Here is an 11,556-nt window from a genome sequence, read left to right on the forward strand (position 1 = left end):
CTTACCATCAGCCCCGCGCAAGCAAAACCCATCATTGTAATTGCAACCTACTTAAGGAGCCCAATCCATGAGCCTCTATGGCATTATGCGTACCGGCGTTTCCGGGATGGCCGCGCAGTCCAACAAGCTGTCGACGGTTTCGGACAACATCGCGAACGTCAACACCACCGGCTACAAGCGGGCTTCGACCGAATTCTCCTCGTTGATTCTGAAGAGCGGCTCCGGCAATTACGATTCAGGCGCCGTCGAGACCACCGTCCGCTACGCCATCAGCGACGCCGGACATACGCAATTCACCACATCGAGCACGGATCTTGCCGTTCAAGGCAACGGCTTCTTCGTGGTGTCCGACGCCACTAACACGCAGCAGTTCCTGACGCGGGCCGGCTCGTTCGTCCCGGACAGCCAAGGCAATCTGGTCAATGCGGCCGGCTACTATCTCCTCGGCCAGCCGGGCAAGGTGACTAATTTCTCACAGAACAGCCTGTCGGGAATGCAGATCGTGAACATCGCCCAGGTCTCGCAGGTGCCCGTGCCATCGACGGCGGGAACGCTCACCACCGGCAATCTGGATCCGACGGCAGCACTTATTGCCGGTCCGCCCGGTCCGGGCGCGTACTCGTCGAAAAGCTCGATCGTGGCCTACGACAATATCGGCCAGCCCGTTAAGGTCGATCTCTATATGTCCCATACCGCGACAGCGGCGGGCTTGGACACCTGGCAAATCCAAGCCTACAACTCGACGACGGGCGCCACGCTCGGCGCGACCGGAACTTATACCTTCGACACGACGACGGCCGGAAAGGGCGCGTTGGCCGCAGCGAGCGCCACGACGCTTGCATTTCCGGTCACCGGCGGCGCGACCGTGACCCTCGACTTGTCGAACATGACGCAGGTCGGCACCAACTTCAGCTTCAAGGCTACTGTCAACGGTAGCGTTCCGTCGGCCATCGATAAGGTCGACGTTGACCAGAACGGGTACGTGACCGCCGTGCTCAAGAACGGTCAGCAGCTGACGCTCTACACGCTCATGCTCGCCGACGTGGCGAGCCCCGATAATCTGACGCCCGAGCCGGGCAACGTCTATTCGACCAACCAGAATTCGGGCAACGCCCAGGCCGCGAATGCCGGCACCGGTGGGCTTGGCACGATCCAGTCTGAAGCGCTGGAAGACTCCAACGTCGATCTCGCGGACGAGCTCACCGGGATGATCGAGGCACAGCGTGGCTTCACCGCGAACTCGAAATCGTTCCAGACCGGCGCCGACCTGCTCGACGTCGTCGTCAACCTGAAGCGCTGAACCCCTCTGCACTCGTCCCGGCCAAGAGTAGACCATGTCCCTTACCGCTGCTCTCGACTCCGCTCGCGCATCGCTCATGGCGTCGGGCATCCAGTCGTCGACGATCTCGCGCAACATCGCCGGTGCCAGTGCCGCCGGCTATTCGCGCAAGATCGCCGTATTGGACAATCTCCCCGGGGCCGGCGTTTACGTGGCGGCAATCCAGCGCGCCGCCAGCTCGGGGCTCTACGACAATGTCTTGACCGCAACCTCGACGTCGGCCAAGCAGAGCGCGATCCTTGACGGTCTCCAGAAGATCGCATCTGCCACGGTGGACGATCCGGAACTCGACCAGTCGCCGACGGCGCAGCTCAACGCGCTGAAGAAGGCGCTCCAGCAATATGCCAACGCCCCGGACAACACCACGCTGGCGCAGGCAGCGGTGACGTCCGCCAAGGACATGGCGATCGCGCTCAACCAGGCGACCCAAACCGTGCAGACGGTCCGTGAGGGCGCGGATGCCGACATGCAAACGTCTGTTCAAAACATCAATCGGTTGCTCTCCCAGTTCCAGACCGTCAACACCGCGATCGTGAAGGGGACGATCTCCGGCGACGACATCACCGACTACCTCGACCAGCGCGACAGCATCGTCTCGCAGATGTCACAGGAGGTCGGAGTGTCGATGTCGCTCCGTCCTAACGGGGACGCGGCGCTCTATACCGACAGCGGCGTCGTGCTGTTCGACAAGATAGCGCGAACGGTGAGCTTTGCGCCGACGAACGCCTATACGGCCAGCACCACCGGCAATGCCGTCTATATCGACGGCGTTCCGGTAACCGGCGCCAATTCCGTGATGCCGCTCAAGTCCGGCAAGCTTGCTGGCCTCGCGCAGCTGCGCGACAATGATACCGTTACTTACCAGAGCCAGCTCGACGAAATCGCGCGCGGCCTGGTCGATGCCTTCAAGGAAAGTGACCAGTCGCCTGTTCCGACGCTGCCCAACGTCCCCGGTCTCTTCACCTATCCCGGCGCGCCGGCGATGCCGGCGAGCGCCACCGTCTTGGTGGGCCTCGCTGGTACGATTTCCGTTGCTGCATCGGTCGATCCGGCCCAGGGCGGAAATCCCAATCTGCTGCGCGACGGTGCGATCAGCGGCAACGTCGCATACCAATACAATACCGTCGGCAATGGCGGTTACTCGGCCCGGCTGCAGCAGCTCATTGGCGCCATGGATGCGTCGCAGCCGTTCGATGCAACCACGCAAGGCAAGCCGAACGGCAGCTTGATCGACTTCGCGTCGTCCTCGACGAGCTGGATCGAAAACCAGCGCAAGACCGCCGACTCCAACGTCACCTACCAGAAAACGCTGCTCGACCGCAGCACCGCGGCGCTGTCGAACGTCAGCGGCGTCAACATGGACGACGAGATGTCGTTGATGCTCCAGGTCGAGCGCACCTATTCGGCCTCGTCGAAGATCATCTCGACCGTCGACGAAATGTTGCAGAGCCTGCTGGCTGCCGTGGGAAATTAAGTCATGATGAGCGCGAACTACATCTCGACCTTGATGCTATCGTCGTCGTTGAGGTCCTCGATCACCAACAATCAGGCCGCGCTGGCCAAGGCCTCGAAGGAAGCCACCACCGGCCGCTTCGCCGATGTCGGCCTCGAGCTTGGCGCCACGACGGGAGGCGACGTCACCCTGCGGGCGGATTTGAGCTTCGCCGATCAGCTCGTCGATACCAACGGGCTGGTCTCCGGACGCCTGGACATCACGCAGAGCCGGATCACCCAGCTTGGTTCGACCGCAACGGACTTCCTCAAGGACCTGATCGCGGCTCGCAGTACCGACGGCGGCGGGCGGATCATCCTGCCGCCTGCGTCCTCCAACCTCCAGGATCTGATTGGCGCGCTGAACGTCTCCTATAACGGCTCGTCTCTCTTCGCGGGCATCAACACGCAGAACACGCCGATCACGGCCTACACCGCGGGCTCGGCCAGCAAGAACCAGGTCGATGCCGACTTCCTTGCGACCTTCGGCTTCTCGCAATCATCGCCCAGCGTGAACACCATCACCCCGGCCCAGATGCAGACCTTCCTCGACACCACCTTCGATGCGGAGTTCGCGAGCCCGGCCTGGAACACCAATTGGTCATCGGCGACCGACCAGGTGATGCAAAGCCGTATCTCCACGACGGAGATCGCAGATACCTCCGTCAGCGCCAATCAGACAGGTTTCCGCAAGCTCGCCGAGGCCTACACCATGATGGCGGATCTCGGGAACGCGAACCTGGACCAAGCGACGTTCCAAGTCGTCGTGGACAAGGCCATCGGCCTTGTCGGAAACGCCATCACTGACCTTGCGACCCTCGGCGGCGACATCGGCACGGTCCAGCAGCGGATCACCTCCGCAACCGACAAGCTGAAGACGCAGCAGGACATTCTGAACAATCAGATCGTCGGTATAGAGAAGGTGGACCCGACGGAAGCCTCCGTCAGGGTCAACACCTTGCAGACGCAGATCCAGACGGCGCTTGCGCTCACCTCGCAACTCCAGAAGATCAGCCTCATCAACTATCTCTGAGTCCAGCTCCTTCGTAAGGCGCGTAACCCTTGTCTTGTTGTTCGGTCTCCTGCGCAGAGTTGTCCTGATGACGTTTGAAGCCTATGAATCGGTCGTCGACGAGAGCGGCTATGAGGCGCGGGGCCGCGAGCGGCAGGCGCTCAGCCTCGGCATCGACCGGCTCGAGCGGATCCAGGAGGACCGCTTCAGCCTCGAGGATCTGGTCGAGAGCCTGCTCTATGTGCGGCGGCTGTGGACGATCTTCATCGAGGATCTCGCGCATCCGGAAAACGGGCTTCCGGAAAAGCTGCGCGCCGACATCATCTCGATCGGGCTGTGGGTGGTCAAGGAAGCCGACCGCCTTCGCGAAGAAAAGTCGAACGACGTGATCCAGCTCATCGAAATCAACCGCCTGATCCGAGACGCACTTTGATGAAGATATCCTTGCGTGCGGGCGAACGGGTCTACATCAACGGCGCGGTGCTGCGCGTGGACCGCAAGGTCTCCGTCGAGCTCGTCAATGACGTGATGTTCCTGCTCGAAGGGCAGATCATGCAGGCCTCCGACGCGACCACGGCGCTGCGGCAGCTCTATTTCATCGTCCAACTCATGCTGATGAATCCGACCGACGTTCGGGACGCTTCGGCTCTCTATGGGCAGCATCACGCGGCCCTGCTCGCCGTGTGCGAGAGCCAGGAGATGCTGGTCGGGCTTGGTGCGGTCGACGACCTGGTCGGGGCGAGCCGTTACTTCGAGGCGCTCAAGCGGATCCGAGCACTGTTTCCGGTGGAGCAGGCCATCCTGGCCGGCGCCAAGATCGATTCCCCATTCGAGGCTGCCTGACAGCGGAGAGCGACATGAACGTCACCAGCGCGACCGATAGCACCAGCAAGTCGTCCAGTTCGACCAGCTCGACGACGTCGAGCACCGGCGTCGACTACAACACGTTTCTTCAGCTCCTCGTCGCGGAGATGAAGAATCAGGATCCGACCAATCCGATGGACACCTCGCAATATATGAGCCAGTTTGCGCAGCTCTCGTCGGTCGAGCAGGCGATGCAGACCAATACCAAGCTCGACGCTCTGCTGTCTTCGCAGTCGCTGTCGCAGGCCAATGGACTGATCGGAAAGACCGTCAGCTTCACGGACTCGACCGGAGCAAGCTTCAGCGGCAAGGTCGCTTCGGTCTCCATCAACAGCGACGGCTCCATCGCGACACTCGAGAACGGTACGAAAGTCGCGATCGGCCCCGGTCTCACGATCAGCCAGTCATGAACGAACGGGATGCCCTCGACATCGTCCAGGCGGCGATCTGGACCATCATCGTCGCCTCCGGGCCTGCCGTCGGTGCCGCGATGCTGGTCGGCACTATCATCGCGCTGATCCAGGCGCTGACCCAGATCCAGGAGGTGACGCTGACCTTCGTTCCGAAGATCATCGTCATTCTCGTCGTCGTTGCCGTCTCCGGCTCCTTCATCGGAGCCCATCTCTCCACCTTCACCGAGATGGTCTATTCGCACATCGAGCGCGGCTTCTGATCCGGGCGGTCCCGGCCGCCTCTGCCCCTGCCACCACCCCCGCGTAAGCTTTGCACGGCAGATTACGGGCCGGATCCTCTGCCGGTGACCCATGACGGATACGTTAGCCGCTAGCCTGCCGACCCCGCGACGATTGGGCGCCGACGCCTTTTTCGCAGGCGGCATCGTGGCCATGCTCACGATCCTGTTCCTGCCCATACCGCCGATCCTGATCGATCTCGGCCTCGCATTCTCGATCGCGCTGTCGGCGCTGATCCTGATGGTCGCGCTGTGGATCCAGCGGCCGCTCGATTTCTCGGCCTTCCCGACCGTCCTCCTGATCGCGACGATCCTGCGGCTTGCGCTCAACGTCGCAACGACCCGTCTCATCCTGTCGCGCGGCGGGGAGGGCGAAAACGCCGCGGGCCATGTCGTTGCCGGTTTCTCGAAGTTCGTCATGGGTGGTGACTTCGTCATCGGCCTGATCATCTTCGCGATTCTGGTCACGGTGAACTTCGTCGTGATCACGAAGGGCGCAACGCGTATCGCCGAAGTCGGCGCCCGTTTCACTCTGGATGCCATCCCCGGCAAGCAGATGGCGATCGACGCGGATCTGTCCGCGGGCCTGATCGACGACAAGGAGGCCCAGCGCCGGCGCCGCGAGCTGGAAGAGGAGAGCGCGTTCTTCGGCGCCATGGACGGCGCCTCGAAATTCGTCCGCGGCGATGCCGTCGCCGGCCTGATCATCACCGCGATCAACATTTTCGGCGGTATCATCATCGGCGTGACGCATCACGGATTGACGCTGGCACGCGCCGCCGACGTCTACACCAAGCTCTCCGTGGGCGACGGTCTGGTGACGCAGATGCCCGCGCTGATCGTGTCGCTGTCGGCGGGCCTGCTCGTCTCGAAGGGCGGCACCAGAGGTTCGGCCGAGCAGGCGGTGTTGCGCCAGCTCGGCGGCTATCCGCGCGCGGTGTCGGCCGCCGCGCTGATGATGTTCGTGCTCGCCTTGATGCCGGGGCTGCCGACGGCGCCCTTCCTGCTGCTCGGCGGCGTCATGGCTTTCGTCGGATACTCGCTGCCGAGGCGGCAGGCAGCCCTGAAGCAGAAGGAAGATGCTCGCAAGGCCGACGAACGCGCCCAGGTCGATGCCAAGGAGTCCGTCAAGGAATCGCTCAAGACCGCGGAGATCGAGCTGGCGCTCGGGGGCCACCTCTCGGTCCATCTGCTGGGCTCGCGCAACGAGCTGGCGCACCGCGTGGCCAAGATACGCAAGAAGTTCGCCAAGCAGTACGGCTTCGTGGTTCCCGAGATCAAGCTCACCGACAATTTGTCGATCGATCCCAAGGGATACCAGATCCGGATCCACGACACCCGCGTCGCCCAGGGCGAGCTCAGGCTTGGCGAAGTGCTGGTGCTCGTCGACAAGGATGGCAAGCCCGACGTTCCCGGCGAAGAGGTGATCGAGCCGGCCTTCGGCATGAAGGCGCTGTGGGTGACGGACGCGTTCGCCGACGAGGTCAAGCGCCAGGGCTGCAAGCCGGTCGACAATCTCTCGGTGCTGCTCACGCATCTGAGCGAAGTGATCAGGGCCAACCTCGCCCAGCTCCTGTCCTACAAGGACATGCGCGGCCTGCTCGACCGGCTCGATCCCGAATACAAGCGCCTGGTCGAGGATCTCTGCCCGTCGCAGATATCGTATTCGGGGCTGCTGGCGATCCTGAAGATCCTGCTGGCCGAGCGCGTGTCGATCCGCAACCTTCATCTGATCCTCGAAGCCATCGCCGAGATCGCGCCCCATGTGCGGCGCTCCGAGCAGGTGGCAGAGCATGTGCGTACACGTCTTGCCCAGCAGATTTGCGGCGATCTCTCCGACAACGGCGTGCTCAACGTGGTCCGTCTCGGCAACCGTTGGGATCTCGCGTTCCACCAGAGCCTGAAGCGCGATGCCAAGGGCGACGTCGTCGAATTCGACGCCGATCCGCGCCTGATCGAGCAGTTTGCGACCGAAGCCAGCGCCGCGATCCGCAAGTTCACCGAGAACGGCACCAGCGTGGTGCTGGCGGTGACCCCGGAAGCGCGTCCCTATGTCCGGATGATCCTGGAGCGGGTCTTTCCGACCCTGCCGATCCTATCGCATGTCGAGGTCGCGCGCAGCACCGAGATCAGGGCCCTCGGAGCCATATCGTGATCAGCGGCCTCACCGATAGTGTGCTGGTGACGTTCATCGTGTTCTGCCGCATCGGTGCCTGCCTGATGCTGGTGCCCGGCTATTCCAGCGTCAACGTTCCGGCCCAGGTCCGCTTGTTCGTCGCGCTCGTCACGACGTTTGCGCTGACGCCGATCCTGATCGCCGTCCTGAAACCACTTACGGACAACGCGGCGCCGCTGACCCTCGTGCTGCTGATCTGTTCCGAGCTCGTGGTCGGCAGCGTCATCGGGCTCGGCGGTCGCGTGTTCTTTCTCGCACTCCAGACCATGGCCACCGTGATGGCCAGCGCAATCGGGCTGAGCAACATCCCGGGGACGCCGGTCGGCGACACCGATCCGGCGCCGGCCCTGGTGCCGCTGATCATGACGTCCGTCACCACGCTGTTCTTCATGACCGACCAGCACTGGCAGGTCCTGCGCGGCCTGATGAACTCCTACGACGTCTGGCATCCCGGCGACCGGCTCGGCGGCAGCATGCCGCTCGACCAGCTCGTCGGAAGGCTGTCGGAGGCATTCGTGCTGACGCTGCGGATCGCCAGCCCTTTCATCGTCTATTCGGTCGTCGTCAACCTGGCGGTCGGCCTGATCAACAAGCTGACGCCGGCGATTCCGGTCTATTTCATCTCGGTACCGTTCGTGCTGTTCGGTGGCTTCCTGCTGCTCTACCTCACCAGCGACGAGCTCTTGACGCAATTCATGCTTGGCGTCTCCTCGTGGCTGGCGGAGTGATCGGCCATGACGTCGCGCGCGGACAAGCTCGGCCGGATGGTCTCGCTCGTGAAGCTCCAGCTCCGGCTGTCAGAGTGGCAGCTCGCGCATCTGCGGCAGCAGGAGCGCAGCTTGCAGGATGAACAGGAATGGCTGGTCGGAACTCTCAACGAGGGCAAGCCGCCGGCGGGATCATCGAGCGAATCGATCGCGCGGCGTCTGACCAGAACCAGCGTCGACGCGCGTGCGATTCAGGCGCAGGCCTCGCAGCAGCTCGACCAGGTTCGCGCGGAGAGCCGCCGTGTGAAGCAGTTCGAGCAGGTCGCGAAGGCGGCGCTCGCGGACAAGCTTCGCGACGCCGAGAAGCGATCGCTCGAGGAGATGACGGGAACAAGCCTCACCGTGCGCGAGTGGACGCCACGGCAAGCCAATCGGACCAAGACATGATCGTGACAGCGACACCCGACCTCGTTCTCGACGTCCTCGATGCTGCCGATCCCGTGACGCAGCGCGCGGCTACCGCGAAGCTCGACGCGTTGAAATCATCGGACGCGGATTTCGCCGCCACGATGGACGCGGAGGTCGGCAAGGCGAAGGCCAAGACGGCTGCTGCCGATCAATCCGCGACGAAGGTTTCGGAACCGCAGTCGGGCGCGGTGAACGGGGCGCCGGTGCAGGTGATCAAGGCGCCGGCATCCGGCGAGGTGTACCGCAAGTTCGAGGCCTTCATCCTCCAGACCTTCGTCGAGACGATGCTGCCGAAGGAGTCCGAGGAGGTCTTCGGGAAGGGCACGGCGGGCGGCGTCTGGAAGTCGATGCTGGCGGAGCAACTTGGTGCGCAGTTGGCAAAGGGCAAGGGCATTGGCATTGCCAAGCAGCTTGCTGCCGCGCATCCGGCGGGACCGGACGCTACGGGCAAGGCCGGATGATGATTCGGGAATGGGTGACAGAAGTTGAAGGGTGAATTTCCTATGCAGGCACAAGAAGGCGCGGCGGCCATGGTGATAGAGCAGCCGGCCGTGGACACCGAGGCGATGACGACGGCGGCCATGTCGGGGGACGCCCTGTTGCCCGTGCTGCTGCCGAATGTCGGTGGCGAGGTGGCGAACGACGGTGCGGAGGCGGCGAGATCGGACGAGGTGCGCGGCCTGTTGGCTGCGATCCGCCGGCTCGAAGGCATCGTCGAAGAGGAGACGGCTGCGCTCGCGACGGGCAAGAAGATCGACTTCGACGAGTTCAGCGCCCGGAAGAGCCGGAGCATGCTGGAATTCGTCCGCCTGATGCGGGCACGAATGCACCTCGGCGGCGAGGTCGAGATCACCGAGGAGGTCCAGCGGCTGCGCGAGAAGCTCGAGCGAAACCGTTCCATCCTCGAAATGCATTACGATGCGGTGCGCGAGGTTGCGACCATCATCGTCAAGGCCATCAAGGACGCCGAGTCGGACGGCACCTATACCGGTCGCGCAGCACAGGACGGAAAATGATCAGACTCGTGCTGGCCGGGCTCTGGGTATGCATCCTCACCGCGGGAACGAGCTATGCCGTGGCCTATTGGAAGGAAAATGGCAGCCTGCTGCCGGCAAAGGACGAATATCTTGACGGGCTGCAGTACCAGAAGACGCGGGCGCTGAGCGTGCCGATGGTCGAGAGTGGCAACGTGCAGGGCTACATCGTCGCGCGCTTCGTCTATACCGTAGAGGCGCGGACCATGCACCAGCTCAACGTTCCGCCCGAGCCGTTCGTCGTCGATGAAGCCTTCCGCAGGATCTATGCCGACGACCGCCTCGATTTCAGAAAACTCGCCCGTTACGACCTCTCCATCCTCACGACGGCCATCAAGCAGCGTGTCAACGAGCGAATGCAGGCCGAAGTCGTCCAGGACGTCCTTGTCGAGGACTTCAATTACGTGTCGAAGGAAGAATTCCAGCAGAAGCCCTAGGGCATTACCGGTTCTGATTGAATCAGAAGCGAGCCTCTAGAATATACTTACACGCGAGCCGCAGCGCCGGTACTGCCGCGCTCTATTCGCCGTTGACGTCAGAAACTACAACGGCCTCTGCGAAGGTGGTTCGCAGAGGCCGTTGTCGGTTTCGTGGCAGCGCCCTGCCGATCAGTTTCCGGCCGGATACGCCACTGGGGCGGTATGCGCCCTGTTCAGCAGGATGCCGACTTCGTCGAGCTCCTGCATCGGCACGTCGATGGTCTCGCCGGCCGGGATGTCGAGGCGGTATCCGACGTAACGCCGGGCTACGATTGCATCGAAGCCGAGGCGGTCGCGGAGCTTCTTGCGCAGTTTGCTGACGTGGCTCTCGATCACGCTCTCGTCGAATGTCGCTTCGAAGATGCCATAGACCGCGTTGAAGATCTGCGTCTTGGTGACCCACTTGCCGTGGTTGCTGACCATATATTCGAGAATGCGCAGTTCGCGGCGGGGCAGGGTGAGGGCGTGGCCAGCGATCTCGGGGTCACGTCCGTTGAAGAAGACCTGGATCCTGGTCTCGCAGGGCCTCGGCAGTTCCCCGACCCGGCGGCGCGCAATTGCGGCCGTTCGGGCGAGGATCTCGCGGAGGTGAATCGGCACGTGGACGACGTCATCGACGCCCGACTCGAAGAGCTCCAGCGTGTTCTTGAGCATCTTCTGGCCGCTCATGGCGATGATAGGGGCCGAGGAGCGCTTGCGCATCGCCCGCGGCAGGCTTCCGCGGGTGTCGCAATCCCCGAGGAGGAAGGCGTCCACCGCGGCCAGATCCGATTCACTCGCAGATTGCAGCCAGTCCCAGAATTCTCCGGAGGAGAAGCCGATCGACGATACACCTTCGCGAACGAGCCCTCCGACATAGCTGTTCGTGACGCTCTCGCGATCATCAACGATAATATACATCAGTTTTTCGCCCCTGTTTCGCACTTGTTTCGGCCGGTTGTTTGTTGTGATGCCCGGCTCGGCAACTGTGCTGTTTGACGATATTCCATCCCGCGAACCGTTATTATGGTTTCGATATTCGCGGGCAGCCCTACGCATTCAGTGCCTGCGTCTCGCAGGCCTGCTACTTCGACTCGATACTGAACGCTTACTGCGTGAGGCTCGGCGGGTGTCTTGCGGATCACCTCGCGGAGCGGATTGAGAAAGCGACCTAGAACAGTTGCGCCAAGTTGCTCATTGCATCCGAACGCTACTGTACTGTGTCAATCCCCTCGCCAACTGGCGAGAATCACTTGAGTAGGACCGTAACAATTGCCGATTTCCGATCAAGCGTGCGCAACTAAGCGGTTGCTACA

14 protein-coding genes are annotated in these 11,556 nt (G+C 62.6%); 13 read left to right on the forward strand and 1 reads right to left on the reverse strand.

Annotated features, from left to right (window positions below):
* The first annotated feature begins 67 nt into the window (after positions 1-67).
* From N551_RS0132680 to N551_RS0132740, 13 genes are all read left to right on the forward strand, one after another.
* On the forward strand, positions 68-1,300 hold the full coding sequence (locus N551_RS0132680) for a flagellar hook protein FlgE (protein WP_027570491.1): 1,233 nt from the start codon (positions 68-70) through the stop codon (positions 1,298-1,300).
* A gap of 34 nt (positions 1,301-1,334) precedes the next feature.
* Positions 1,335-2,813, forward strand: a complete 1,479-nt coding sequence (gene flgK / locus N551_RS0132685; protein ID WP_027570492.1) for a flagellar hook-associated protein FlgK — start codon at positions 1,335-1,337, stop codon at positions 2,811-2,813.
* A gap of 3 nt (positions 2,814-2,816) precedes the next feature.
* Positions 2,817-3,863, forward strand: coding sequence for a flagellar hook-associated family protein (locus N551_RS0132690; RefSeq protein WP_027570493.1), 1,047 nt, complete (start codon positions 2,817-2,819; stop codon positions 3,861-3,863).
* Positions 3,864-3,930: 67 nt separating this feature from the next.
* The gene (gene flaF / locus N551_RS0132695; RefSeq protein ID WP_027570494.1) at positions 3,931-4,275 is read left to right on the forward strand and encodes a flagellar biosynthesis regulator FlaF; all 345 of its coding nucleotides are present in this window, start codon (positions 3,931-3,933) and stop codon (positions 4,273-4,275) included.
* The gene (gene flbT / locus N551_RS0132700; RefSeq protein ID WP_027519845.1) at positions 4,275-4,685 is read left to right on the forward strand and encodes a flagellar biosynthesis repressor FlbT; all 411 of its coding nucleotides are present in this window, start codon (positions 4,275-4,277) and stop codon (positions 4,683-4,685) included. Before flaF ends, flbT begins: the two co-directional genes overlap by 1 nt.
* Positions 4,686-4,699: 14 nt before the next feature.
* Positions 4,700-5,116 (forward strand): flagellar hook assembly protein FlgD, encoded by a 417-nt coding sequence (flgD, locus tag N551_RS0132705; protein WP_027570495.1) that lies wholly within the window; start codon positions 4,700-4,702, stop codon positions 5,114-5,116.
* The gene (fliQ, locus tag N551_RS0132710; protein WP_018453982.1) at positions 5,113-5,379 is read left to right on the forward strand and encodes a flagellar biosynthesis protein FliQ; all 267 of its coding nucleotides are present in this window, start codon (positions 5,113-5,115) and stop codon (positions 5,377-5,379) included. The genes flgD and fliQ overlap by 4 nt, the downstream gene beginning before the upstream one ends.
* A 91-nt stretch (positions 5,380-5,470) precedes the next feature.
* Positions 5,471-7,552 (forward strand): flagellar biosynthesis protein FlhA, encoded by a 2,082-nt coding sequence (gene flhA / locus N551_RS0132715; RefSeq protein WP_027570496.1) that lies wholly within the window; start codon positions 5,471-5,473, stop codon positions 7,550-7,552.
* A complete protein-coding gene (gene fliR / locus N551_RS0132720) occupies positions 7,549-8,301 on the forward strand; it encodes a flagellar biosynthesis protein FliR (protein WP_027570497.1) in 753 nt (250 codons plus the stop codon). Before flhA ends, fliR begins: the two co-directional genes overlap by 4 nt.
* 6 nt (positions 8,302-8,307) lie before the next feature.
* Complete coding sequence (locus tag N551_RS0132725) at positions 8,308-8,727, forward strand: hypothetical protein (protein ID WP_027570498.1); 420 nt, start codon at positions 8,308-8,310, stop codon at positions 8,725-8,727.
* Positions 8,724-9,209, forward strand: a complete 486-nt coding sequence (locus N551_RS0132730; RefSeq protein WP_027570499.1) for a rod-binding protein — start codon at positions 8,724-8,726, stop codon at positions 9,207-9,209. Before N551_RS0132725 ends, N551_RS0132730 begins: the two co-directional genes overlap by 4 nt.
* A gap of 42 nt (positions 9,210-9,251) precedes the next feature.
* Positions 9,252-9,764 (forward strand): hypothetical protein, encoded by a 513-nt coding sequence (locus tag N551_RS0132735; protein ID WP_027570500.1) that lies wholly within the window; start codon positions 9,252-9,254, stop codon positions 9,762-9,764.
* Positions 9,761-10,219: a hypothetical protein gene (locus N551_RS0132740; protein WP_018453988.1), complete on the forward strand. Its 459-nt coding sequence runs from the start codon at positions 9,761-9,763 to the stop codon at positions 10,217-10,219. Before N551_RS0132735 ends, N551_RS0132740 begins: the two co-directional genes overlap by 4 nt.
* 171 nt (positions 10,220-10,390) lie before the next feature.
* On the opposite strand, the gene N551_RS0132745 is transcribed toward N551_RS0132740, so the two are convergent.
* Positions 10,391-11,161 (reverse strand): response regulator transcription factor, encoded by a 771-nt coding sequence (locus N551_RS0132745; protein ID WP_007595845.1) that lies wholly within the window; start codon positions 11,159-11,161, stop codon positions 10,391-10,393.
* Positions 11,162-11,556 lie beyond the last annotated feature (395 nt).

Source organism: Bradyrhizobium sp. URHA0013, assembly GCF_000518345.1.
Taxonomy (GTDB): Bacteria; Pseudomonadota; Alphaproteobacteria; order Rhizobiales; family Xanthobacteraceae; genus Bradyrhizobium.